The sequence below is a fragment of the Enterococcus sp. C74 genome, assembly GCF_040887125.1.
Classification (GTDB): Bacteria; Bacillota; Bacilli; order Lactobacillales; family Enterococcaceae; genus Enterococcus_B; species Enterococcus_B hirae.
Genome location: NZ_JBFOFA010000001.1, coordinates 26,628 through 52,646, shown reverse-complemented (window position 1 = coordinate 52,646; position 26,019 = coordinate 26,628). Strand labels below are relative to the sequence as shown.

Genomic DNA, 26,019 nt, shown 5'->3' with positions numbered 1-26,019 from the left:
CTCTATCTCACCTCACCCTAACTTTCAAAATGCTGGAGAACAGTCGCCATATCTTTAGCCAAAGGCTGTTTAAATTCCAATCGTTCCTGTGTAAAAGGATGATCAAAACGCAGGTCGTAACAATGTAAAGCTTGTCTTGCTATTCCAAGATCCATACGCCCACCATACATTTCATCTCCTAATAGCGCACAGCCAATTTCTGAAAAATGAACTCTGATTTGATGGGTTCTCCCCGTATGCAGTTGGATATCTACCAAAGCAACCTCTGCGGTGTTTTTCGTTAACCAATATTCGGTTTGTGCGCTTCGCCCAGCTGTCGAAACCATCCGTTTCAGTAAAGAAGATTGGTCTCTCGCAATTGGAAGGTCAATCCAGCCGTGGGGTGCCAATTTAGTTATTTCGCCACTCACAAGTGCTTGGTATTTCTTCACAAATCGTTTTTCTCGAAGCTGTACATCTAACTTTGCATGAGCAAAGCCATGTTTGGCAAACAACATCAACCCAGAAGTATCCCGATCTAGTCTTGTCACCACATGAATGACTTGATTTTCGTAACCTTGTCGTTTGTAATAAGCTTTTACTCGATTAGCCATCGTATAGTTTGGATGATATTGTGCTGGAATCGAAGAGACGCCAGCTGGTTTATTCACAACTAAAAGATGTTCATCTTCGTAAACGATCTCGATCGGTGTTTCATCTAAAAGCACCGTTTCATGTTCGCCTTCTGCTGGAATGACAATCGTTACCTTATCATTGTACGATAGAGAAAACAAGACATTTTCAGTTTGACCATTTACTTTGATCTCGCCACCTTGAAATTTGATTTTCGCTAACAAACCTTTAGAAATTCCTTTTTCTTTTAAAAAATATTTTATCTGCTGCGGATGATTTTTTTCATACGTCCACACAAATTCCATGTTATCCCTCACCAATAAAGGAATCTTTTACACGATGCCAAAAATGCATATGGCGATAAGAAGCAAAATGAATTCGCTCTTTTGCAATGCGATAATAGATGGAACGAATATTCGATTCCTTAATATCCAATTGGTCGACTGTAACAAGATAATCCTCTGTATTTTCTAATTTGATTTCCAGCCATTCGTCTTGTGCGATGACCATAGGCGAACCGAGTGTACGAAAGACTCGATTATTTAATGAAGCAATTTCAGTTAACTGAAAGGCATTGATACTCGGATGAATAACTGCCCCGCCGATACTTTTATTATAAGCGGTTGAACCTGTTGGCGTAGACACAGCCAATCCGTCCCCTCTGAAACTTTCAAACAATTCATTTTTGATATATACATCGGCAACCATCGTCCGATTTGATCGTTTAATCGTGGATTCATTCAAAGCCAAGAAATGTTTTGCCGGCTTATCATCTAAATAACTGATCTTTATATCGAGCAAAGGATAACTTACACTTTGTTCTTGATTGGTCTGTAAGCTATTGACTAATTCTTCCAATTCATAGTCACGCCAATCCGTATAAAAACCTAAGTGCCCTGTATGGACCCCTAAAAAACGAACTTCATTTAATAGATGGCTATACTTGTGAAAAGCGGACAATAACGTCCCATCGCCACCTACGGAAATCACTAAATCGGGGCGTTGTCCGTCGATTTGAATAGCCGATTGTGTCAAAAGAGCTTTCAATCGTTCGGTAACTTCAATTGTTTTCGCTTCTTGGTTATGAACGATCGCTACTTTCATCCGTGACCTCCTCTTTTTTCTCTCGATTTAATACGGTACGATAGTAAACGTCATCTCGTTTTCCTCTTCCATGGGAAAATAGACGTTGAGCTTCTTGGATTTCTTCCCGAATATTGGACATTTCTTCGTCCAATTGATAAGCCGCTTCTGCCGCACGTTGGAGTCTTTCACTCATTTCTTCAGGAAACACGCCTTGATATTTATAGTTCAATGAGTGTTCGATTGTCGCCCAAAAGTTCATAGCTAACGTCCGGATTTGAATTTCAGCTAAAATTTTCTTTTCGCCACTGATCAACTGAACAGGATACTCAATCACTAAATGATACGAACGATACCCACTGGCTTTTTTATTTGTAATATAATCTCTTTCTTGAATCACTTTCATATCTTTTCTTTTACGAATGATATCTACTACTTGGTGGATATCTTCTACAAACTGACACATGATTCGTAATCCAGCAATATCAGACATTTCTTCTTCTAAACGGCTCATCGGAATATGACGCAGCTGTGATTTTGTCACAATGCTATCGACTGGTTTGACTCGTCCAGTAACAAACTCAATCGGAACATGTCGGTTTTGTTCTCTGAATTGCTTACGGATCCCGCGTAACTTTACTTTTAATTCTGATACTGTTTGTTCATACGGTGCTAAAAACTCTTCCCAATCTCGTTCCATCGCTGATCCCTCTACTTCGTTAACATTCTTTTCTATTTTAACATATAAATGAAGTTTTTTTGTACCTCTCGGCTTTTTGTATTGACCAAAAAGGAAAAATTAGGCAGAATGAATGAAAGGGGCGATCATTATGTCTGAAATGTTAGAAATTGAATACAAGTCCATGCTGACGCAACAAGAATATAATCAATTGATCCAGTATTATCAACTAAAACCAGAAGATTTTACGGTTCAAACGAATATCTATTTTGATACACCAGATGGACAATTAGCACAAAAAAATTGTGGATTACGCATCCGATTACTTGAAGATCGGGCAGAATATACGCTAAAAACACCTGCAAAAGAAGGAAAACTTGAAACCACTGATACTTTAAGCAAAGAGGAAGCACTCTCTTTCATTGAGCAACGTCATTTGCCACGTCAGGGTGCTGTTTTTCAAAAATTGTTAGAATTAGCTGTTCCTTCGGATGAATTGGGCAAAATTGGAGACATTACTACCAAACGTGCGGAATTTCACATTGAGGAAGGTCTTTTAGCGATTGATGAAAGTTTTGGAGAACAATTACATGATTTTGAACTGGAGTTAGAAGTATCTGATGCTACTCTTGGTAAATCTGCCTTTTTAGCGTTTTTGGAAAGACATTCTTTCCCTTATCGACCAGCTAAAAATAAAATTCAACGGATGCTAGCAGCGAAAAATTAAAGTTCTATCATTTTCACAAGGCACTTGAGTTCATTTTTTATCATTTTTCTGTTAAGTTATACGTTGTGAATAAAAGAATTCACGAGTTGTATAGAATCTATTTTGGGGGAGATTCATATGATCGAAATTTATTTATTTGTTAATCCTTTGGGGAAACATTGTTTTACACTAGAACAACAGTTATTACAATTTATTGAAGAAGAGTACGGAAAAACATCCAAAGAAAAGATGCAATTTCGTTTTCTGCCTTTAGTTAATTTGCAGACAATTGGGGATGTCATGCAACGTAACGGAATTTCTCAAAACGACCTCGTTACGCGTAACCACTTATTTTCAACTACCTATTCTGCTGCGTTAGACTGTAAAGCGGCACAGTTTCAAGGTAAGAAAAAAGGACGTCAATTTTTGATCAAAATGCAAGAAGCTGTAGGTTGTAATAAAGTACCGTATTCTCCAGAACTTGCTGAATCACTTTTTGCAGAAGTCGGCGGCGATATCGAGATGTTCAAAGAAGATCGTCAATCCGAGTTTGTTAAAGAAGTTTTTTTCTCTGATCAAAAAATTGCTCGAGAAATGGGCATCACCAAACATCCTTCTGCTGTAGTGTATAACTACTCCTGTGAACAAGACTTTGGTGTCTTAATTGAAGGTACAAATACAGTCCGAAAAATAAAAGAACTTTGTAAGACTAAAAATGATTCTTATCAAATTTTTGATGGTGAACATTTACATACAAATGATTCTCGCTTACAACCAGGAAGTAGCCATTTATATTTACTCTCTAACTAATCATGTCAAGAACCATTCGTTTCACTAACTAACCGTTTTTCAAGTACTTAGATCGCTAAGTATTCGAAAAACGGTTATTTGGTGCTTGTAGAAAAATATGGGAATCTTTACCAACATGGACTAATAGCATCGCATCGTCTGAGGTTGAGATAAAAGTGTGTAGCATCAAGAAATAAGAAAGAGTTTTTCGAAAAACGACAAAAAGCAATCGCATCCTTCAGAAAATAGCTGATGCCATTTTCGACCGATACGACTGCTTTTTTAATGTTTAGGACTAAACTTTTCAAATTAGCTTCCTAGTGCTTCAACGATTGCTTCGTTAAATGCTGGAATATCATCAGGATTTCGGCTAGTAATCAAGCCTCGATCAATTACCACTGGCTCATCCTTCACGACGGCACCGGCATATTCGATATCTGGACGTACCGTATCATAAGCTGTCATTGTCCGTCCTTCAGTTAAACCTGTTTGAATAAATAATTGTGGACCGTGACAAATTGCAAATAACGGTTGATCATTTTTTAAAAAGTAAGAAACAAAATCAACGAATCGTTGATCTGCTCGTAATTGATCCGGTGAAAATCCCCCTGGTATCAATAGCGCATCGAAGTCTTCAGGAGAAACATCTGCAATACTTTGTTCGACTGTGAATTCTGCGCCTTTTTTTCCTTTGATTGTTTGATTTCCTTCAAACCCAATCAAAGTCACTGTATGTCCAGCTTTTTCTAGTGCTTCTTTCGGTGACGTTAGTTCCACATCTTCAACTAAATCTGTAACGATTGCTGCAACTTTTTTTGCCATTTGTTCTCTTCCTTTCTTATCGCTTAATTCAAGCCTAAAGGAATTTATTCAAGTGTGCAAATCATCTGTTTGGACTAAAGATCGGTTTTTGCCTCCGTCCATCTTGTTTCTTTTAGTCATTCATCGATGTGATAAACCGGATAACAACCAACCAAATGCGTAGGATAGCCTTGCTCTTTTAGCACTTCAATCAGCTCATTCACCTTGTCGATCTTGTCATCGATAGCAACATCGATAACAAAAAAGTATTCGCCTAACCGCGTTTTTTGTGGGCGTGATTCGATTTTTGTTAAATTCACTTGATTATTAGCAAAGACCGAAAGAACTTGATAAAGCGCCCCAGGTTTATTTTCTGGCAAATCCACAAAGAATGTCGCTTTATGACTGTTTTTTTGTAATTTTGCATCAACAGGCGCGGCACTTAGAACCCAAAAACGGGTCTCATTAGTTGCAATGGACTGGATATCTGATTGCACGATGGTCAACCCAAATTCGTTTGCAGCTTCTTTGGAGCCGATCGCACCTAGACATTCTTCTGGATGGGTTGCTACTTGCTGGGCTCCTTGGGCAGTGGAACCTACTTGTTCAATCTCGACCTTTGGAAAATTTGCCCGTAGAAAAAGTTGTGATTGGGCTAATGCTTGCGGATGACTACAAATCTTTGTGATATTTCGCCAGTTGGCTTGTTGGGTCGGATGGACCATCAATTGTTGTCGGATCGGCAGAACGATTTCTCCTTGAATAGAAGGTAATGTCTCATACACATGATCAAGTGTTGGCAAAACAGAACCTTCAATCGTATTTTCGATTGGCACCATTGCATAAGTAATCTCTTTTTCTAATTGTGCATCGATCAAATCAATCAAGGAATCATAAGAAAGAAAAGTACCTTGTTTGAAATAACGTGTGGCTGCACTATAAGTAAAGGAACCTTTAGGACCTAGATACCCAATTTTCATCATTATTTTCTACCCACTTTATGATTTCTGTGATAATTTCGTCTGGCGATTTCTTAGACGTATCTATCGTGATTTTTGCTAAACTTTTGTATATTTTTTCCCGTTCCCACATGATCTCACGTAGTTTTGTGTCACTATTCTTTAACGCTAACGGTCGAATATTTGTTTGATCTTGTCGTATCCGTTCGATCAAGATATCGGCTTCTCCTTTTAAATAAATGACTTGTTGCTGTTTTAATAGTTCCTGATTTTCTTTCTGTAAGACAACCCCGCCACCAGTAGCGATCACTGCCTTTTTTTGTAAAATTGTTTTTAAAAGAGCGGTTTCGTGGTCGCGAAACGCGGCTTCTCCGAAGGTAGCAAAGTATTGCTCAATGGAACAGCCTAATTGTTGAACTAAATAGTCATCCATATCGATGACTGGTTGATCCAATCGAGCCGCTAGTTTCTTACTGATCGTCGTCTTACCAGCGCCCATAAAACCGATCAATACAAGTGACGTCATGATGGGTCCTCCTGAACCAATTTGGCTAGATCCGTAAAAAATTCAGGATATGAAATATTGACTGCTTCAGGATTGAGTAATTCGACAGGTTCTGCGGTTAGTAAAGCGGCGATTTGTAACATCATCCCAATTCGATGGTCCCCATGGCTATCCACTGTCGCTCCATGTAAAGGTGTTGGTCCGTGAATAATCAAACCATCTTCTGTCGGTTCAATGTTCGCACCCATTTTCGTTAATTCTTCCGCAGTTGCATCAATCCGATTCGTTTCTTTGACTTTTAATTCCTGAGCATCACGAATGATGGTTGTGCCTGTTGCTTGAGTAGCAGCTAATGCAATGATCGGTAACTCATCAATCAAGCGTGGGATGATTTCTCCTTGGATCTCACAAGCATGGAGTTGCGCAGAACGGACAATCAAATCTGCTGCTTGATTTTGCTCATCCAACTGTCTTTCTTCAATATTAGCACCCATTTGCGTCAACACATCGAGAATCCCTGTCCGTGTCGGATTGATTCCTACTTGTTTTAAGAGGACTTCACTGTTTGCTAAAATACTTGCTGCGACGAGATAAAACGCAGCCGAAGAAATATCCCCTGGGACAGTGACTTCTTGTCCGATCAACTGTTGTGGTCCAGCAACTATAATTTCTTTTCCTTCCACTTGGATCTTCCCACCGAATTGTTTGATCATCTCTTCTGTATGGTTCCTTGACTGTTCTTTCTCGATGATTTTAGTGGTTCCTTCGGCTTGTAAAGCTGCAAAAAGGATAGCAGACTTCACTTGCGCACTAGCAATGGGCATGTGATACTCGATCCCGTGCAATGTATTTCCAGTTACTTTTAGTGGAGGAAATTCAGCTTCGGCCGTTCCTTGTAAATCAGCACCCATCTCACGCAATGGCTTCATCACACGTTCCATCGGACGGCGATTCAAAGAAGCATCCCCTGCAATCTCAGAAGTAAATGGACAGCCTGCTAAAATTCCTAATACTAAGCGCATCGTTGTGCCAGAATTTCCTGCATCTAGCCTGGAAAATGGTGCTGTTAATCCTTCAAATCCTTTTCCTTCAATCATGATTTGTTCATTTTTTTCGGTAATACGTACCCCTAATTGCTTAAAAACTGCAATCGTACTTAAACAATCTTCAGCTTTTAAAAAATTGTTGACGATCGTAGTTCCTTTGCTGATCGCACCAAACATGATGCTGCGATGGGAAATCGATTTATCAGCAGGAATCACTAATTCTCCATTGATCCCATTTTTAGCTGTCAATAGTTTCATGACTTCAACTCCTTATCCAACAATGAAATTTTTCGGCTTCGATCAGCTTCTGTCCTTTAAGTAAATCCGCTTGATTTTTAAAAGACAACTCTAACACACCAAAAATATCTTCTCTTGTTTCTTGGATGCTCAAATTAATAATGGAAAGATTTGCCTGACTTAGTACGTTAGTAACTTTTGCGACAGCACCAGCGATATCGGGAATATCGACATATAAATCATAAAAAGCTGGAATCGCCCCTTGTTTTTTCCGGGGCAACTGATCCCGTGTTTGTTTTGCCTGCACAAAGAACTCTTGAATTGCCGATTGGTTTTGATCAATCAGTTCCTGTTTTAACGTTTCCATTGCGCCTTGCCAGTCTTCCATCAACTGAATCATCATTTCTTGGTTCGTCATTAAAATATCCGTCCACATTTGGGGATCTGATGAAGCAATCCGTGTGATATCCCGAAATCCGCCAGCAGCTAATTGTGAGGCACGTGGATATTTTTGATTCAGCTGCTCACTGATTTGTACTAATCCTGAAGCGACAATATGTGGCAAATGACTTAGCACCCCAACGATTTCATCGTGATCTTTGGCAGTTAAGCGAACAAATTTTGCTCGAGTAGGACGTAGTAAAGCGATCAGTTCTTCTGTACGTTCACTTTGACAGTCATCCGTTACGATATAATACGCTTCTTCAAATAAATACGGATTGCCTGCTTTTACTCCTGATTTATGTGAACCAGCCATCGGATGCCCACCAATAAAATCAAATGGGAGTTGCTTCGCTAGCGCCATTATCGTCGCTTTCGTACTTCCGGTATCACTTACTAATACTGTTTCTTTCAAGGGAAGTGTCGCCAAACAGTTGAGATACTCCAAGCTGACTTGAACTGGAACGGCAAGGATAATCACATCCATTTGACTAGCTGCCTCGATCCCTGTGACAACCTGATCGACTAACTGTGTTTTTTCCGCTATTTCTCTTGTTTCTTCTGAATGATCCCAGCCATAAAGGGTAATTGCTGACCCTTTGATCGCTCGGCATAAGGAAGCGCCAATCAGACCCAATCCTATGACAAACACCTTTTTTTTCATCGCTACCTCCGATTAGAATTCTTTGGTCATTTGGCGGTGATTTGCAACGGCTTTTTTTAATTCTTGCATATTATCTGCTGGAAAATGCTCAAGTATCTCGCGAACAAGAGTGGTCGCAATCACATGCTCTGCGACGACTGAAGCTGCTGGAACTGCCGTACTATCGGAACGTTCCACACTAGCTTTATAAGGTTCTTTAGTATCGATGTTCACGCTCATGAGAGGTTTATATAAAGTAGGAATTGGTTTCATCACGCCCCGAACAATAATCTGTTCTCCGTTGGTCATTCCACCTTCAAAGCCACCTAAATGATTACTTGCTCGGTGATAGCCGCTTTCGTCCCAAGTGATTTCATCCATCACCTGTGATCCTGGTAACGAAGCAGCTTCAAACCCAATTCCAAATTCGACTCCCTTAAAAGCATTGATGCTTAACATCGCTTGAGCTAACTTACCGTCTAATTTTTTATCCCACTGTACATAGCTCCCTAACCCTGCTGGCACATTTTCGACCCGAACTTCCACTACACCTCCCAAAGTGTCTCCTGCTTTTTTAGTAGCATCGATCAAGGCTTTTACTTCCTCTTCAATCATTAGATCTACCATGTTCACTTCGGAAATAGTCGTCTTTTCTTTGATTTCTGTCACGGTCAAATTCTCTGGCACATTCGCTTTGATTCCTCCAAGGATCGCTACATGACTAGCAATCTCTATATCTAAAGCAGCTAAAATCTGTTTTGCTAGTGCCCCGATTGCTACTCGCATCGTCGTTTCTCTTGCGGAAGAACGCTCTAATACATTTCTAAGATCATGGTGTTGATACTTCATACCACCAACTAAATCGGCATGACCTGGTCTTGGTTTAGCCACTCGTCGTAGATTTTCTTCTTTTTCAGAAACTGGAGTAACTGACATCACCGTTTGCCAGTTCTTCCAATCTTTGTTCGTGACAGTCACTGTGATCGGTGAGCCTAATGTTTTGCCGTGACGAATACCCGATGTGATTGTCACTTGATCTTTTTCAATCTTCATGCGCCCACCTCGACCATAACCACCTTGTCGTCTAGCTAATTCTTGATTGATTGCCTCAATCGATAAGGTTAAGCCTGCTGGAACTCCTTCAATAATCGCTGTCAAATTAGGCCCATGTGATTCTCCTGCTGTTAAGTAACGCATTTACTCACCTTCTTCTAAATAATTTTTGATTGCTTCGATTGGGATCGATTGGATTTTTGCCTGACCGATTTTTTCTAATAAAATAATTTTCAACTGTTTTCCCCGGGCTTTTTTATCATGAGTGATCGCCTGGAACAACGCCTGTTCATCCCATGGTTCGTAAGAAATGGGCAACTGATACTTTTGGATCATCTTGATAAGTTGTTGCGTCGTTCCTTCAGGTGTTTCTTTCCTTTTTTCAGCATTCCGACTGATTTGTACCATGCCGATCGCCACTGCTTCTCCATGACTAATCTGTCCATATCCTGCTGTTTGCTCGATAGCGTGTCCGATCGTGTGACCAAAGTTGAGGAACAAACGACTGCCTTGATCAAATTGATCTTCTTCTACCACTTCTTTTTTTACACGTAAAGCTTTTTCGATCACTAGCTCGCTATGTGCTACTAAATCAGCTACATCAATAAAACGAGCTAACTCTCTCCAAAGACTTTCATCCTTGATCGCACCACACTTGATGATTTCTGCAATTCCTTCTTGGATCCTTTTTACTGGTAATGTCGTCAGCGTTTCTGGATCAATCAACACACCGTCTGGCTGTGCAAATGTGCCAATCATATTTTTGGCGTTTGGTGCATTGACTGCTGTTTTGCCACCTATGCTTGAGTCTACTTGTGCCAATAAGGAGGTAGGAATCTGTACAAAAGAAATTCCTCTCATGTAAGTTGATGCCACAAAACCAGCTAAATCGCCTACAACACCGCCACCTAGAGCAATAATGCCATCACTTCTCGTCAATTGTTCAGTGGCTAGAAAATCATATAATTTAGCAGCCATCGACAGTGATTTACTTTCTTCGCCAGCCGGAATAACATAATTCACAACCTCATACCGATCGGCTAATTGTTGTTGTATCTTTTGACCATAAAGCGGAAAGACATTTTCATCACTAATGATCGCAATTTTCTTTTCTTGCCATAAACCGGAAAGCCAATCTGCGACTTGATCTAGTGCGTTTCGCTGGATGATGATCTCATAGCTTTTTTCGGGTAAGACAACTTCTAACATCCGTGTTTCTCCTCTCTATAAAGCGTTGATTTTCTTCATCGCTTCTACTAAGATGTCCACTTCATTCATCATTTTCAGGTAGTTTTTCTCATTCAATGACTGCTGTCCATCAGACCAAGCATGAATCGGATCAGGATGGATCTCTACAATCATTCCATCTGCCCCACTAGCAACACCTGCTCGTGCCATTGGTGTCACTAAGTCCCAGACACCCGTTCCATGACTTGGGTCAACGATGATCGGGAAATGACTTAATTTTTTGATCAGTGGTACGGCACTTAGATCGAATGTATTTCTAGTAGCTGTTTCGTAAGTGCGGATTCCGCGTTCAATGAAGATGATGTTTGAATTGTTTTGAACTGCAATGTATTCAGCGGCATTTAACCACTCTTCGATCGTACCTGAGATGCCACGTTTTAAGCCAATTGGTTTTCCTGTTCGTCCTACAGCTTCTAATAAACGGAAATTTTGCATATTTCGTGCGCCGATTTGAATGATATCTGCGTATTCACTGACCACATCGATATGCGCTTCATCCATCACTTCGGTAATCACTTTCAAGTCATAATGATCCGCAGCTTTACGCATCATTTTCAACCCTTCTTCACCTAATCCTTGGAAAGCGTATGGTGACGTTCTTGGTTTGTAGGCACCACCACGTAAGATTTTAGCACCACCAGCCTTAGCCATTCGTGCTGTCTCCATGATTTGTTCTTCCCCTTCGACAGAACAAGGACCAGCCATTGTCACAAAACTTCCATCACCGATTTTCACTCCAGCTACATCAACGATCGTATCTTGAGGATGAAATTCTCGTGACGTCAATTTGTACGTATTGGTAATCGGTACGGCACGTTCTACGATATCGTAGCGTTCAAACGGAACATCCCGAATTACCTTTGGATCTCCTAAAAGCCCTAAGACAAAACGATCTTTACCATGGTTGATCTGTACATCTAGCCCTTCTTCTTTAATACGTTCAATCACTTGTGTTAACTCACTTTCTTGGATACCTGGTTTAATGATTAGAATCATACAATAACTCCCTTTGTTTTTTATTTTGTGTTTCGCTTCATCGATTTCCTCGCTGTTTGATTGGATTACATAAATTCTTGCAAATCAATCGTTACTTTGCTTATACCTTGTTTGAATGCGTTTAGTTCCCCCTTTATGTAACAAAAAAAGCCCACCGTAGAAAATCCATCTACAGTGAGCCCCTGAATCAATCAAATAAAAAAGCCACTATAGATTTTTCATCTATGCGGCGAGCAAGTCATCTCAAACATCCTTAGCCATCATAGATACAAACAAACGCTGATGTTTGCACCCATAATCGTATGAATACAAACTTATCTAAAATAGCTAAAGTAATAATTATTCAGTTGTGAACTATGTGTGATTTTCATAATAATCGCTCCAAACTGATATAAGATTGAGTTTAAGTATAGAGATGTTTTTGAAAGAAGTCAAACAATTTCTTGAATAAAATGATCAAAGGGTATGAAAAAAGGGCTTTTACCTGATAAAAACTCCAATTTACCCACTAAATAGTCGCAGGAGAATGCTGAAAATACCATAGAAAAGTATCAACAGCATGCCCAGCTTCTACTTCTATAATCAAACGAGCCCAAAAGTGAGCTGAAATTGTTCTTTATTTTGAAATTTGCCCGCTCTTACAATCGTTTTTGTCCGTCTAACTTTTGGATTTCAGTAATATCTTGCGTGACTTCTAAGCACCCAAGATAATCACCTGTCTCATTTTTTAAAGCAAAGTAGCGAATATAAATTTTCCGTCCTCTCATATCAATCCAAAATTCTGCTGAATCCCTTGTTCCTGTACGGAAATCGTCAAGTATTTGTTGGACAAGATGCATGCTTTTTGGTGGATGACAGTTGACGACTTCACGACCAATGACAGAAGTAGTTCTTGGAAAGACCCGTTTCTTTCCTTCTGAGAAGAAACGAACCCGATCCTCATGATCAACAAATGTCAAATCCACAGGCAACACTTGAAACAAGGCAACTAATTGCTCCAACTGTAACGCTCCTGTCGGAAATTGCACAACTAAATCAGTCATAGGTGCTGTTTCGTCTTGAACTGCCTCTGACGTAAACTCTTCGATCCCAAGACCAGCAGCAATACCATCGGTCGTTTCTTTAGCTTTTTTAATGGCTAATTGACGAGCTGGTTCCCGTTCGCTTTCTTTTTCGAGTGATTCTTGGCTTGGCTTCCATGGAAGTGGTTCAGGGATAAACGCAAAACCGATATCAAAGCTGTCATGAGCGATTTGTTCCCAATCTTTAAGGCTAAACACATCTAAGGTCATGGGTACCATGATCTCCTCTTCCTTAAAAATCATCTCTTCAATTTCTGTTTTTACTGCTTCCCATTTTTCGGATAGCGGATTATAAGCCGCTTTGTCTGTAGCTAAATAAGCATTCAGCGCTTTGATCATTTCACGGATATCATCATCTACACCCCACATCACTTTAGGTGGGGCTGAGATTCCGTATTTTTCCATATAAGAAAAGATCAACGTTTCTTTTCGTGCATAATGCTTGTCGATCTGCAATAAATCAGTCAAAGCGTGTTGCAATCGTTCCTTTTGTGACCAATCTCCTTTAGCCATTTTTGCCAATAATCCGTCAATTTCATCTGTCAATAACGACTGCAACACTTGGTTTTCTAACTTTAAGGTATGGATCGGGTGTCCTGGTTGTGCGTGTTCATAATTGGAATGATGGATCTCATTGATCGCTCCTTTAAAAACAGCTGCATGGATATTACATAACTTTTGGATTTCTGACGGATCAAGACCGCTTTGAATCAATGCTTTTTCCGCAGCAGTGATTTCTGTAACATCGACTCCCTCAAATTCTTCATTGAACAATCGTTTTGCTTCTTCAAAAGAACCACCTTTATGTAAAAGTGACAGGATTTCAACAATCCGTTCTTGTCGTTGATTCGTGGGTTTCATTTTACCAATCCTTTCACAATAAATCCTGATGTTTCAAAGGCCGTAACAATTTGTTCTAAAGGAATTTTTTTCATTTGAGCCCCTTTAGGAATCGTCATATAGCGACCAGCAGTTTGCAACATCCCAGGTTGGTTGATAGCATTAAATCCTAGCTCTACCATGATTTGTTTGACTTCTGGATATTCAGTAACTAATTCAAATAATGTTTTGGAAAAATCGATCTCTCTCATTTTACTTCCTCCTTCATTGAGAATCGTTCTCATTCGATCGGATTCATTATAAACGATTTTGTGCACTTTTACACGATAATTTCAAAGCAAATCTTTTTTTACCATTCTAATGATGAGTATATCTAGGCTCATTCTTTTTTCAGTGTAAAACTTCCTAATGACTTTCTGATCAGCAAAAAATAAAATAACTTTTTTTATTAACTAATGAGGTCATCCAGCTGTTTTTTCTTTCAATTGATTTTGCTTCAGATACTACCCATTTCTCTAAACGATAAAAAGACAACAATCTTCTTCTCCACTTTTTTTTACCCATTCCATCACGTTTTTTTCGTTGACACAAAACACGAACATGTGTTCTAATCAATAAGAAGAGGTGACGAATATGATTCGAAATCAAAATCCAGTCTTTGATTACACAAAAGAACCTTCGAGAGATATTCTTTGCATCGATTGTAAGTCGTTTTATGCTTCTGTTGAGTGTGCCGAACGTCATTTAGATCCTCTAACAACCAAACTCGTCGTCATGTCCTATCCGTCAGGGAAAACCGATGAACGTGGGAGCGGCTTGATCTTAGCTGCCAGTCCAGCCGCAAAAAAAGCCTATCATATTACAAATATCAGTCGAGCAAGAGATTTACCCTTTCCCTATCCCGACGATCTTTATATGGTCCCTCCACGAATGGCTTACTACATGAAAAAAAATACCGAGATCAATGCTATTTATAAAAAGTACGTGGATGAAGAGAATCACCATGTCTATTCTGTCGATGAAAGCTTTCTTGATGTCACCAACAGTTTGAAACTTTTTAAAGTCAAAAGTGCTTGGGATCTAGCTGAAATCATCTATCAGGATGTCTACCAACAAACAGGAATCCATACAACTATTGGGATTGGTGATAATCCACTACTAGCTAAGTTAGCGTTGGATAACGGTTCTAAAGGAAAAGAGCGAAAAGCCGAATGGCGCTATGCAGATGTGGCAGACAACGTTTGGCGTATTCCTTCTCTCACCGATTTTTGGGGAATTGGACATCGGACAGCCAAACGGCTCAAACGACTGGGGATTCATTCTGTTCATGATTTAGCTCATGCGGATTATTACCAACTAAAAGAAAAATTTGGAGTGATTGGCACCCAGCTTTTTGCCCATGCTTGGGGAATTGATCGAAGCTTTTTGGGAGAAGACTATACCCCCCAATCAAAAAGTATTGGGAATAGTCAAATTTTGAATCGTGATTATACAAGGCGTGAAGAACTTGAAATCGTTCTTAAAGAAATGGCTGATCAAGTTGGAACTCGTCTGCGGCGTGAACATGCGAAAGCGCAAGTTGTTAGCTTGTGGATGGGCTACTCTTTAGGTTATCGAGATCGTCTAGGGAAAACTGGATTTCATCAACAACTAAAAGTTGAGCCGACAAATTCTAGTCATGAACTCAGTCTCATTTTATTGAATCTTTTTCGTAAACATTACCAGCATCAAGACATTCGCAGTGTCGGTGTCAACTGCTCCAAACTAATTTACACAGACAGTCTGCAATTGAATCTATTTGCAGATCCCGATGAACAAGTCAACGATGCCAAAATCGATTTTGTCGTTGATCGTATTCGCCAAAAATATGGGTTCAGTGCAATTGTCCATGCCCATAGCTTATTAGAAGGTGGCCGTGCGATCGCAAGGAGTTCACTCGTTGGCGGACACGCTGGTGGTCATGCCGGTATTGAAGGTGAGGGCTATGCGTCGAACAAAAAAAGAATTTCTCGACTACAATGAATACCGAGATCGCCCATTCGGATTAAAATGGGGCACCGCATTCGCTATGGAAGAGCTAGTCACTGGGATCAAAAAAAATGAAGCGTGGGCAGTGAAAGAGATTCGTCCGTTGGAACAAATGTCTCGAGAAGAAATGGATAGTGTTTTATTAGAGGCTTTTCTTTACCATAAAAAAGTAAGTCTGCAATTAAATACCAAGGATGAATTTGGCCGCTACTTAGAAAGCATCGAGGGTTTCTTTACTGGTGAAGCTTATCACGACTATTTTATCCTTGAAGAACAGACCGTTCACTGGTGTGACGTCCGACATGTTCAAATAAAACAGGAAGATAAGTGGTTTGATGTTTCCTATTTTCCCCAGTCAGTCACACAACATGAAACGTTAAGTAACCCAAGTCTTAACGAAGAGATCGTTCCGATCAAAGATGAATTTTACCAAAGTTTTCCTGAAGAAGAGTAGCGTTTTGTCATTGATCAGCATAAAATGCCTATTTCATTAAACTAGAAAGAAGTGATTTTTTGAAAACAGTCCATCAACATTTTGAAACGATCGCTATCACTGCGTTTATTGCCAAACAAGAAATCATTGTCCGCTGTAAGGATAACAACTCTTATCGAGGATTTGTCCAACGAGACATGACAGAAAAAGGATTTTCCTTAGATGAACAATTGATTCATTGGGTGGACATCGTTGAAATCCAATTGACCGATCAATACTTTCACTTTTGGGAAGATATTTTACATCTAAAGGAACCGACATCTTAACAAAGCCATATAATTGGAACACCTAATCCTATTATATGGGACGCATGGACTCCCTCAAAAAAACGTACAAGTCTTCTCGTAAGCGATAAACCTTTGATTATACGGATAAACTGCTCGTCCGTTTCATACTACAGCAAAAAATCTCAAAACCGCAAAAATGGTTTTGAGATTTTTTGCTTATGTCTAGGATGAATCAGTGAATCATTACTTAACGATCCAACTGTCTTTTTTTCAGTTGACAATGTAAAGTAACTGACTGCTTTTTCAATTTAGATATTTTTCGATCAAGTACGCTGGCGTACAGCTCCACGCATGGCAATAACTACTGATGATCGGGCTGCCATAAGGAGAAAAATCTGGTTCTTCTGGTTTAAAAGCTTCCCAAAAAGTGTCTGCTCCCAGCTGAATCATTTTGCCCCAATAGTTTTTCATTAACTGGATAGCTTCTTCTTGAAGTCCAGCTACAAATAACGCTTCGACTACATGATGATACATATAAGGTGTAGCAATCCCTGTGATCGGAAAATGATGCGCAATCATCGTCTCCAAAATTTCTCGATTCATTGGTTGATCAAAGACCTCTGCTAAAACCATCCAAACTTGACTCGCCACATTGATTTCTCCGGTTGTTTCAATAATAAACTGCTTTTGTTCTTCATCAAATAATTGTTGCTTCGCAAACGCAATCAGTTTCTCTGTTGTTTCTTGGTAATGACTCAGTTGTGGATCTTTCACTTGTTCTGCCAACTGGTTGAATCGTTTCATCGCATAGATCAACACTGCTTGCCCTGCTGTACTCTTTTCAAACTCATTCGACCAGTCGATAAATACTGGCCACTCTTCTAACAAATTCAGGCGTCCCTCTTCATCGACACATGTCAGTGCTAGTTCCATCTGCTTTTTCGCTACTGGATATAAATCCTGCAAGACAACTGAATCTTTCGTCTGTTGATAAAAATCAGCTAAGATCACTGCAAAAAACAAACTATAGTCGAATAAAAACGTATCATCTGGTGTCAATTGCGGGGCTGTGAAAACATTGGCTGGAATCTTCCCTTCACTGGTCGTCATCCCACCAAATAAATAAAGACAACGTTTCGTTAAAGCTAAATCACCGAAAGTCGCATAATTCGCTAACGCTTGTAAACGTAAATCACCAATCCATAATCGGCGATCTCGTTTGGGCCCATCTTCAAAGACTTCTTGCATGCAATCAAATAATGTTTTAACAGAAACTTGGTAGATGGAAGCAAGTTCTTCATCAGCAATCACAGGCTTTGGTAATTGGTCGAGTGACACACAACTTTCTGCGATAAAAAGCGGATCAGAAAAACTAGCTTGCCACTTGGGTGAAGTATCTAACACCTTTAGCTCAATATAACGACAGCTATATCTTCTTGGTAATTCTAAACGTGCCGGTAAAACATCTAGATGGATAAATTCTTCTTGAATCCAAGACTTTGACAACCAACCATCATATACACTAGAATCTGCCGCAAGTTCAGCGGGTACTTCCGCAAATTTCAGTTGTAAATATAAGGGCGCATCCATTGGCGAACCAACCGAGTCAATGGACAGACTAAAATGCCCAACATAATGATCCCCTAAATCTAAGATAATCGCTTCATCCCTTTTTAAAGTATAATCAGCTAGTTGTTTGATTTCTTTGTCACTGTTAATTGCTGAATACCCATTCAAACCATGTGGGTCTTCAACGACTTCAGTGATTGCTACTGGTTCGATCTTCGTTTTCAGAAGATTTGGTACATGTTGTTGTGCTTTGGTTAGCAGTGCCTCGTCTTTCTTCCAACGCACATCTTGATTGATTTGAAAAGTAAATGCCATCTTGCTTTCTCCTCTTCTTTACTTGGTGAACGATGCAGTCATTTCTCCTTCAGTCAGCTCTTTATCCACGGGATCAATCACTGGGTATTTTTTCTGTAGACGCATCATGATCACTCCAGCAATTGTTGCTACTAAAACGATTCCCGCAAAGCCAAACATAGACGTCTGGATACGATCAGGAGCAACTAAGTAAGGGGTAACAAAAGCAAATAATCCACAACACATTCTTGAAAAACCATTGATGAACCCTTGAAGTGAAGCTCGTGTTTCTGCTGGGAAAGATTCTTGTGTCCACACTTTGTAGATTGCTTCTCCGGCTAGTGGATTCCCAAAATTATAAAAAGCAATTGTGATCGCTAATGCAATAAATCCTGCACCACCACCGATCAATGCCATACCTAACATTGCGCCAAATTGAACGACTGCCCCAATAAAGAAAGCTTTGTTTCTAAATTTACCACCTGCAACAGAGGCAAATGCAATCGTTGTTGCTAAAGAAATCACATTCAACCCGATCCCTAATCCTGTAGCTTGTGCTTGACTAGCTCCGGCATTTGTCAAAGCATAGGTTTGAAATTGTCCCCAAGTATTCGCTAAGAGGTTCCAACACACATAAAAAATCAAGATAGCGGCGAAAAAGCCAAGGTATTTTTGTTTGTTTTCCCCAAATAGTACTGTCTTGAAAGAAACTTCTTTCGAGTCGCTTGTCACTTTGGTCATTGCTTGTCGAGCAGCTCCGGCTTCATGAAATTGTCTAAACTTAGGTGAAAGTGTCCGCCATAACCAAGTGATCACTGCAAACGTAAATAAGATGGCAAAAACAATTCTTGCTCCTAACACACCTTCGATTCCCGATAAAAGAAACGAACAGATGTAAGAAATGAATATCCCCACTTGCCAAAAAATCTGTGTGGAAGAAATCAAACGAGCAGAAGTATGCTCATCAGGTGCATCATGAGAAACAACGGTCAAACTTAATGGTAAGTCTGCTCCAGATGCTACGCCCATGATAATCACGCCTAATAAGAGCATTGGGAAACTTGTGGCTAGAATACAGACCGCAGCTCCGATCGCGTAAAACAAATTGATCCAGTTAAATGAACGGATCAAGCCAAATGCTTTTGATATCTGTCCGGTAAACAGCGATCCGAAAGCGATTGCAAAAGTTAGCCCGCCAGAAACGATCCCGACTTGTCCAGTTGTCAGCTCTAGTCCCTTTTGCCAAACGGGAATCGTCGCTGAGAGTCCAACAATACAGCCAGATCCAAGCATGGAGCCAATTCCAGCAGCGACAGCTAGAGGCGAATACTCTTTGACCGTGGTAGTAGTTGATGCCTGTTGTTTCTTAATAAAAAACACTCCTTAAAATAAGTTTTATAAGTTCGAACAGTTAGAATTGTAAACGTATGAATTACTCAGGACTATAGCAAAAAAAGTGTTCTTTTTATCCAAATCACATTCGTATGCTTCAGCGAATCAAACAAGCGATTCTTTTGCGAACATTCAGGAAATGAAAAGAAGGTTCACACTTGTCCAATACATTTGGAATACGCTTTCGTTAATCTTCGCTTTTCATTGCCAGTTCATGATTGGTGAAATCTTTTTTCCAGATCACCTGAGAAAAAGGACGCGTTGCATCACAACTGCCTATTCTATTTTTTTAACAGACTATCTTTGAGTTCTTTAGGTGTCAGTTCTGTGTATTTCCCGACTAATTTATACAAAGAAGCAAGAGTTTCAAAACCAAGTTCATACGAGATTTCTTCAAAAGTTTTATTCGTTTCTCTCATCAACTCGATCATCGTTTTATACCGCAAAGAATTGACCAATTCTTGGAAAGAACTCCCTGTTTCTTTTTTCAATTTATTACTTAAATAATTTGCATTATAACCAAAATGTTTCGCTAGATTTTTCAGTGTCAGTTTTCGAAAATGAAGATCGATATATCGTAAAATCTCTAATAATTCCTGATTCTCACGTTGCGTAACATATTCTTCTAAATCACGGGTAAGTTCGATCAATAGTAAAGACAATCTCAGATTCAGTGCCCGCATATAATAGTCTTGTTTGTTGTAATATTCCAAAATCATTTTGTGCAATAACCCTTGCACTTCTAAGTTATCACCACAATGAAAATGGATAAATTCATCATGTTTTCCTTTTTCCTGCGAAGCATTTAATAGAGATTCATTGACCAATCCACGTGACTTCACCATATTGATCACGATGTCAGTCGTAATCGATTCCCCTTTCAATAAAATATTGATCAAAAGGTCTTCCTCTTCTAAAGGATCGATACGCTGAACGATTTCTTTGTCTAATAACAGCAATTCACCTTCTTTCAAGTGAATTTTCTTATCGTTGACATATTGGACACATGAACCAGACAACATATAGTTAAATTCAACAAATTCATGCGTATGTGCAGGCATTTCAGCGTAACGATGATGTTTATTGATAAAGATATTACCCTCTTTGAAAAATTGGTTTTTGGGCATTTTAGGTACTGCGACTGTCTCATAGGGCAACTGTTGGTCATTGATATTTTGACCATCAATTTGTTGTCGACATTCAATTTCGTTATTTTCCATCAAAAATGTTTTTAGTTGCTCAAAGGTAAACACTGGCATCCTCCCCTTTTTCTTCATTTTCAGTTAGCTTTTCGTCAATAGCAACCGGATCTTTTAGGTAATTAGGTAACTATCTTTCAGTCTAACGAACGAAAAAGCAGCAAATCAACCAATGGAAGGTTTTTCCTTAGTCGTAACAAATAAATAATTCGCTGGATAACCGATTTGGAAAACACCGAGCGTGATTAGGTAAAAAACAAGTGGTACTACAAAAGTAGAGAAAATAATGCCAAATGATGCGCTAGATAATTGCGCCTGATTCGCTACATAGCCTGTATAGCTCAAAACAAATCCTGGGATAGCTCCACCAATCGCCATCGCAAATTTCATGATAAAAGAATTCAATGAAGCGATCAGCGCTGCTGTTTCAATTCCCAACTCGTGTTTTATTTGATCCACATTATCAGCAGATAAACTATACTGCAAAGTATTGGTCAGCCCTAAGCCAACTTGGACAGCAAGATAAGCCCCTAAGAAAATCATTTTCGATTGATGCACGCCGATCATCACGATCATCGCTAAACAGAGTAAAGATAATGCGCCAACATATACTTTTTTCTTCCCCCATCGCTTAGATAAACTAGGGACCAACACACCTGCTCCTAAAGCACCAAACAGTCCTAAAAAACTAGCGAAACTAAGCAATTTTGTGTCATTCAAAATATAGTTCAAATAATACAAAAGCGATCCACTAAAGATATTGCTTGCGGCGGTAATAAAAAGCATACTGATAAATAGGGTCATCACTGGACGAATTTTTAAGATAGCAAGCGCTTCTTTATAAGAATAGCCGCGCTCTTGCGATAATTCAGCGGGCTCTTCATTCCCTCTTTCTTTCAGTGCTAATGTACCAAAAATCGTGAAGAACAAGACGACTAGTACCGTTCCGACAATCAACAAGGTATACCCAGAAAGCCCATTATTGTAAGCGGAAAGGATCAACGGTGCCAAAATATTCAAACAAGTAGGTCCTACTGTATACGACACACCTTTTATGGACGACAAGATGTTTCGATCGGCTTCTTGATCGGTTAATACGGGGATCAAACTATTTAATGGGATATCCATTAAATCAAAAGTGATACCTAACAAAATATAAGAAATATAGATAACGACGATTTTTTGACTAGTAAAAAGTAACGGTGCAAACCAAACGAGTAAATAATTGATACAACAAATTACTGTTCCTAGCACCAAAATCGGGCGATATTTGCCAAAGCGTGTCACTGGGAAACGATCGATCAAAAAACCTAATAAAGGATCACTGAAACCATCAAGTAGTCTGGAGACCAGAAAAAGCGTACTAACTACAGCAGGATTAATGCCAATTACATCGGTATAAAAAATCAAAAGGTACGTATTCAACAACGTCATCACTGGGATATTTCCGAGATTTGTTAAAGCAAAACCAATTTTTTCCTTTACACTGATTCGTGTTTGTTGCATTCCAATCCTCTCCTTTTTCAAATCAGTTGTTTGCTCTTAGTTGTTTCAAGGGAGATATCATAATTTTTTCCTGGCTCTAAATGAACCTCTTGCTGGTTGATACGGAGAATCCCTCCTTCTCGTGTCGTTGAAATGCGTAACTGTTCTTGTTCTTTATTGATTGTGACAAGTCCATTTTTGATTGGTATTTGCATGTTTAGACTTTCAAAGGCAGCTAGATTAGGTTCAACGACGAAAGTTTGATATCCTGGTGAAAGTGGTCGGACACCTGCGAAATATCTGCCTAATAGATAGATTGGGCTTGCTCCCCAAGCATGGCATAAGCTTTTGCCAAAAGGATCCCCATACATTTCATACACTTGTTCGCCCGTTTCCTCAGGGATATATTCTTCCCAGAATGTCACTGCCCCTCTTTCAACCATTCCGCCCCAGTAATCACAGATGATTTGATACACTTGGTCTGTTTGACCCATTTTACATAGAGCATCTTGCTCGAAAAATTTGAAATAAGGTGTCGTGATCTGGGTAATTTCAGGGTTTAACAATACATGGGTTAAAATCTGTTCTTTCTTTTCTTGTTCCACTAAATCGAATAAAATGGCAAAAATATTGGCATGACGAGTTACGTGGCGCTTTTTCGATTCATAGGAATCAATAAATGCCTGCTTTTCTTCGTCCCAGAAATAGCTCATGACGTTTTCTTTTAGTTGTTGATACTTCTGTTCGTAGTCATCTACCTCACCCAAAACAGCTCCACAAGTCATCATCGTTTGGTAAGCTTTAAGCAATAGAATTTGTTCTGCTGCCAAGGTTCCTTCTCGATCCATCTCCGTCCAGTCAATAAACAACCAATCTTTTTCTCGCCCATAAATAAAGCCAAGTTCATTCGTTTGTGCTTGGAGATAGTCCATCATCGTCTTCATCTTAGGATAGATTTGTTTCAAGAAAACCGTGTCGCCCGTCATTAGATAGTGATTCTCAACAGCGATGATCCATAAAATCGAGTAGTCAACGATCGTATTCATGTGTTGCTTGATCTCATTTTGCCCACGAAGCGCTAACATCGTTCGAGTATTGATTTCTTCATCGAAAAAGAGGTATTGATTGATAAAATAGCTTTGGTAAGCATCGCCTGACCAGATCCACCGATCTCGCTTGATCCCATCGATAAAGAACAATCCGCTACATAGGGTAAATGTTTCCACAGAAACTTCCCAAATCTTGTTTAAAAGGACATTGTCTGAAGAAAAAGCAGCATGATTGGTTAAAGGAAGGGATTCATGGATCGCCTCGATCTCAATTTCTTCCTTCGCAACATCTGGAACAAACAAATACCGAAAAGCACGCTTTCTTGGGATTGTTTCAACAGTAGCTGCTTTTTCCTTGTAATAGCACATCTCCACATCCAATGCTTCTGATGCAGATTCACCATAGCAAATCATGATCGGTTGTCCATGTGTCATTTTTTTGATTGCCAGTGTTCCGTAAACCGCACGACCATAATCGATCAATACCCCATCATTCTGTTCGTTGATTGAAACAGGTGTAACCACTTTTTTTTCAAAATAGACATGATTTGGATCGTTTTCTTTATCTAAATAAAGGGAACTCCAACCAGCTGGTAGTTCTTCAATAAAGTTACTTGCTCGCCAACCTAAATCACTCTTGATAACCTCTCCTTCGACAAAGACAGCGGGTAATCCAGTTGCGTTGCCTACAAAAATCCTGATTTTATTCTTTCCAGGCTGACAATTGATTGTTTCTTTAAGTGGATACTTTTTCCCATTCACTTCCACATAGCCAATCCCTGTTGCATAAACAATAAAAGAAGTTGGTTCTGTCAGTTCGTAGTAACGTTTGAATTTCACATTTTTATGACAATCATCAACGTTCCAATAAGCAGGCCAGTCATAGCCTCTTTCTTCTCTTGAAAAATTTTGTAATAATCCTTGTCTGATTTCAAAATCTCCTGGGTACCATAACCATCTTGTTTGTTTTTCACTATTCATCTTCCACACTCCTTGGTTTTGGATCGTAGCACTGGTAATCATGCACGATTCTTTTTTCTCATTGTCAATAACTGATAGTCTAAGCCTTTTAAACATATTGATTAATAACAAATGAAACAGCCCCGTACGTCTCACCCAAACTAGCGAAAGTTAAGCAAAATGAACATATTTGTTTAGTCATTTTGATAGCTCACTCTTCCTCAAAAATAGGTTAAAATTTTCTATTTTGCGCTTTCTATCACTTAAAAAAACAGGAACAGCCGTTATCAATCAATAGCTAAATAGATTTAAGTTCTCCTTCCTAAACACTTATGCTTTTTCTCCCTCTACATATTAACCGCTTTCATATTCAGGGAACAATTTCCAAAATCCAGAATGTTTATATCAAATCTACAGGTTTTTTGGTTAAGAAGTTGTGTTACATTAATAGCAAGGTAAGATGATCATTAAGAGGTGAAGTTCATGGAGAAATGGATCGCAGAGTTATTCAAAGAAACGGAAATCGAAAAATTGCAAAAAAAATCAGGTAAAAATATTAATACGATGAACCTCAACTATCATCGTTCGATCGTTCCAGAAATTCCTAAAAGTAAGTTCTTTGAGTTTGGATCAATCGCAATTAACAAACATCCAAGATTTTCTTACACACCCGCGCATACCCATCATTTTATTGAGTTGAATTTTTTATTCAATGGGCACTGCACCCAGCGTTTGAACGGTGACGTTTTTCATTTAGAAAAAGGACAGTTACTTCTGTTAGATAGTAAGGTTATCCAACAAATCGATTATGTAGGAGCAGAGGATATCTTGATCAATTTCCTCCTTGATATTCCAGCTATTCAAAATATTCTATTGCCTAATCTACCAAAATCCAATAATCTAATCACAGATTTTTTCTTTCAAGCAACTCGTTCGCCTACTGAACATACTAGTTATATCCTCCTAGATTTATCAATGAGTCCCTTAGCGAATCAGCTAATTAAAAGTCTGATGATGACCACTTATCAAAAAGAGTCTGTGCATAAGCAACTTTTGCTAAATTTATTATTTTCTTCACTGATGGTAGAAAGCGCCCAAGCACCAGTGATTATCACGAATAAAAAAACGATTCGTAATGAGCCGCTGATTCAAATCTTGGATTATATCAATGATCACTATGCAGAAATCACCTTACATCAATTAGGAGAAACTTTTGGCTATAACAAAAACTATTTAAGCAATTTGTTAAAAAATAAAACCGGTAGTAGTTTCCAAGAGTTGATCGATCAAAAACGCTTATCTGAAGCAAAGCGACTCATGCTAGAAACAAACGATAGTTTAAGTACGATTGCCTTAAAAATCGGCTATAAAAGTGTCCCTTCGATTTTCAAACTTTTCCAAAAAGAAACCGGAAAAACACCTGATTATTTCCGAAAAAAACGGATGTAAAAAGAGTAGTTGAAACATGAATGGTACAACTCTCTAATTCCAACTGTAAAACAGTGACGAAAAGTTATTAACAAAAAAAATAACAAAAACCGCCTGAAACAATTGATATGTTTCAGGCGGTCCATTTATATTTTACGTAAAATACCACGTTTCT

The 26,019-nt window shown here is 39.1% G+C and carries 24 protein-coding genes; 6 read left to right on the top strand and 18 right to left on the bottom strand.

Going from position 1 to position 26,019, the window contains the following annotated elements:
• Positions 1-17: 17 nt before the first annotated feature.
• From AB3H93_RS00235 to AB3H93_RS00225, 3 genes are read right to left on the bottom strand one after another with little or no spacing between them, the layout of a single operon-like run.
• Positions 18-917, bottom strand: coding sequence for an RluA family pseudouridine synthase (locus AB3H93_RS00235; protein ID WP_010720168.1), 900 nt, complete (start codon positions 915-917; stop codon positions 18-20).
• 1 nt (position 918) lies between these two features.
• Complete coding sequence (locus AB3H93_RS00230) at positions 919-1,716, bottom strand: NAD kinase (protein WP_010720169.1); 798 nt, start codon at positions 1,714-1,716, stop codon at positions 919-921.
• Positions 1,694-2,395: a GTP pyrophosphokinase family protein gene (locus tag AB3H93_RS00225; protein ID WP_010720170.1), complete on the bottom strand. Its 702-nt coding sequence runs from the start codon at positions 2,393-2,395 to the stop codon at positions 1,694-1,696. The genes AB3H93_RS00230 and AB3H93_RS00225 overlap by 23 nt, the downstream gene beginning before the upstream one ends.
• 130 nt (positions 2,396-2,525) lie before the next feature.
• Between AB3H93_RS00225 and AB3H93_RS00220 the strand changes: the two genes are divergently transcribed.
• Positions 2,526-3,101 (top strand): CYTH domain-containing protein, encoded by a 576-nt coding sequence (locus AB3H93_RS00220; protein ID WP_228197161.1) that lies wholly within the window; start codon positions 2,526-2,528, stop codon positions 3,099-3,101.
• 117 nt (positions 3,102-3,218) lie between these two features.
• Positions 3,219-3,890, top strand: a complete 672-nt coding sequence (locus AB3H93_RS00215; RefSeq protein WP_034699468.1) for a ClpXP adapter SpxH family protein — start codon at positions 3,219-3,221, stop codon at positions 3,888-3,890.
• A gap of 288 nt (positions 3,891-4,178) precedes the next feature.
• Here AB3H93_RS00215 and AB3H93_RS00210 read toward each other — a convergent pair whose 3' ends face one another.
• The 10 genes from AB3H93_RS00210 to AB3H93_RS00165 form a co-directional block, all read right to left on the bottom strand.
• Complete coding sequence (locus AB3H93_RS00210; RefSeq protein ID WP_034699465.1) at positions 4,179-4,691, bottom strand: type 1 glutamine amidotransferase domain-containing protein; 513 nt, start codon at positions 4,689-4,691, stop codon at positions 4,179-4,181.
• 116 nt (positions 4,692-4,807) lie between these two features.
• Entirely contained in the window at positions 4,808-5,653 is an 846-nt protein-coding gene (gene pheA, locus AB3H93_RS00205; protein WP_034699462.1) for a prephenate dehydratase, read from the bottom strand.
• Positions 5,625-6,155, bottom strand: a complete 531-nt coding sequence (locus tag AB3H93_RS00200) for a shikimate kinase (RefSeq protein ID WP_010720175.1) — start codon at positions 6,153-6,155, stop codon at positions 5,625-5,627. Before AB3H93_RS00200 ends, pheA begins: the two co-directional genes overlap by 29 nt.
• On the bottom strand, positions 6,152-7,438 hold the full coding sequence (gene aroA, locus AB3H93_RS00195) for a 3-phosphoshikimate 1-carboxyvinyltransferase (protein ID WP_368019941.1): 1,287 nt from the start codon (positions 7,436-7,438) through the stop codon (positions 6,152-6,154). Before aroA ends, AB3H93_RS00200 begins: the two co-directional genes overlap by 4 nt.
• A 4-nt stretch (positions 7,439-7,442) precedes the next feature.
• A complete protein-coding gene (locus AB3H93_RS00190) occupies positions 7,443-8,522 on the bottom strand; it encodes a prephenate dehydrogenase (protein ID WP_034866089.1) in 1,080 nt (359 codons plus the stop codon).
• Positions 8,523-8,534: 12 nt separating this feature from the next.
• The gene (gene aroC, locus AB3H93_RS00185) at positions 8,535-9,698 is read right to left on the bottom strand and encodes a chorismate synthase (protein ID WP_368019939.1); all 1,164 of its coding nucleotides are present in this window, start codon (positions 9,696-9,698) and stop codon (positions 8,535-8,537) included.
• The gene (gene aroB, locus AB3H93_RS00180) at positions 9,699-10,763 is read right to left on the bottom strand and encodes a 3-dehydroquinate synthase (RefSeq protein ID WP_010738524.1); all 1,065 of its coding nucleotides are present in this window, start codon (positions 10,761-10,763) and stop codon (positions 9,699-9,701) included.
• Between the two features lie 15 nt (positions 10,764-10,778).
• Entirely contained in the window at positions 10,779-11,798 is a 1,020-nt protein-coding gene (aroF, locus tag AB3H93_RS00175; RefSeq protein WP_010738525.1) for a 3-deoxy-7-phosphoheptulonate synthase, read from the bottom strand.
• A 638-nt stretch (positions 11,799-12,436) separates the two neighbouring features.
• Positions 12,437-13,741 (bottom strand): DUF438 domain-containing protein, encoded by a 1,305-nt coding sequence (locus AB3H93_RS00170; protein WP_113820891.1) that lies wholly within the window; start codon positions 13,739-13,741, stop codon positions 12,437-12,439.
• The gene (locus AB3H93_RS00165; RefSeq protein ID WP_368019938.1) at positions 13,738-13,971 is read right to left on the bottom strand and encodes a DUF1858 domain-containing protein; all 234 of its coding nucleotides are present in this window, start codon (positions 13,969-13,971) and stop codon (positions 13,738-13,740) included. Before AB3H93_RS00165 ends, AB3H93_RS00170 begins: the two co-directional genes overlap by 4 nt.
• Positions 13,972-14,353: 382 nt before the next feature.
• On the opposite strand from AB3H93_RS00165, the gene AB3H93_RS00160 reads away from it, so the two are divergent.
• The 3 genes from AB3H93_RS00160 to AB3H93_RS00150 are packed head-to-tail and all read left to right on the top strand — an operon-like array spanning position 14,354 to position 16,507.
• A complete protein-coding gene (locus AB3H93_RS00160) occupies positions 14,354-15,742 on the top strand; it encodes a Y-family DNA polymerase (RefSeq protein WP_368019936.1) in 1,389 nt (462 codons plus the stop codon).
• Positions 15,705-16,202 carry a hypothetical protein gene (locus tag AB3H93_RS00155; protein ID WP_126344736.1) on the top strand — a complete coding sequence of 166 codons (498 nt, stop codon included), beginning with the start codon at positions 15,705-15,707 and terminating at the stop codon, positions 16,200-16,202. The genes AB3H93_RS00160 and AB3H93_RS00155 overlap by 38 nt, the downstream gene beginning before the upstream one ends.
• Before the next feature lie 59 nt (positions 16,203-16,261).
• The gene (locus AB3H93_RS00150; protein ID WP_034699443.1) at positions 16,262-16,507 is read left to right on the top strand and encodes a hypothetical protein; all 246 of its coding nucleotides are present in this window, start codon (positions 16,262-16,264) and stop codon (positions 16,505-16,507) included.
• A 264-nt stretch (positions 16,508-16,771) separates the two neighbouring features.
• Here the strand turns inward: AB3H93_RS00150 and AB3H93_RS00145 are convergent, their stop codons facing one another.
• The 5 genes from AB3H93_RS00145 to AB3H93_RS00125 form a co-directional block, all read right to left on the bottom strand.
• Complete coding sequence (locus AB3H93_RS00145) at positions 16,772-18,352, bottom strand: alpha-rhamnosidase (protein WP_368019935.1); 1,581 nt, start codon at positions 18,350-18,352, stop codon at positions 16,772-16,774.
• Between the two features lie 18 nt (positions 18,353-18,370).
• Positions 18,371-19,702, bottom strand: coding sequence for an MFS transporter (locus AB3H93_RS00140; RefSeq protein ID WP_053765841.1), 1,332 nt, complete (start codon positions 19,700-19,702; stop codon positions 18,371-18,373).
• A gap of 302 nt (positions 19,703-20,004) precedes the next feature.
• Positions 20,005-20,976, bottom strand: coding sequence for an AraC family transcriptional regulator (locus AB3H93_RS00135; RefSeq protein ID WP_368019934.1), 972 nt, complete (start codon positions 20,974-20,976; stop codon positions 20,005-20,007).
• Positions 20,977-21,087: 111 nt separating this feature from the next.
• On the bottom strand, positions 21,088-22,428 hold the full coding sequence (locus tag AB3H93_RS00130; protein ID WP_010720189.1) for an MFS transporter: 1,341 nt from the start codon (positions 22,426-22,428) through the stop codon (positions 21,088-21,090).
• 17 nt (positions 22,429-22,445) lie between these two features.
• Entirely contained in the window at positions 22,446-24,437 is a 1,992-nt protein-coding gene (locus AB3H93_RS00125; protein WP_368019933.1) for an amylo-alpha-1,6-glucosidase, read from the bottom strand.
• A gap of 462 nt (positions 24,438-24,899) precedes the next feature.
• On the opposite strand from AB3H93_RS00125, the gene AB3H93_RS00120 reads away from it, so the two are divergent.
• Positions 24,900-25,865 carry an AraC family transcriptional regulator gene (locus AB3H93_RS00120; protein ID WP_368019932.1) on the top strand — a complete coding sequence of 322 codons (966 nt, stop codon included), beginning with the start codon at positions 24,900-24,902 and terminating at the stop codon, positions 25,863-25,865.
• The last annotated feature ends 154 nt before the right edge of the window (positions 25,866-26,019 follow it).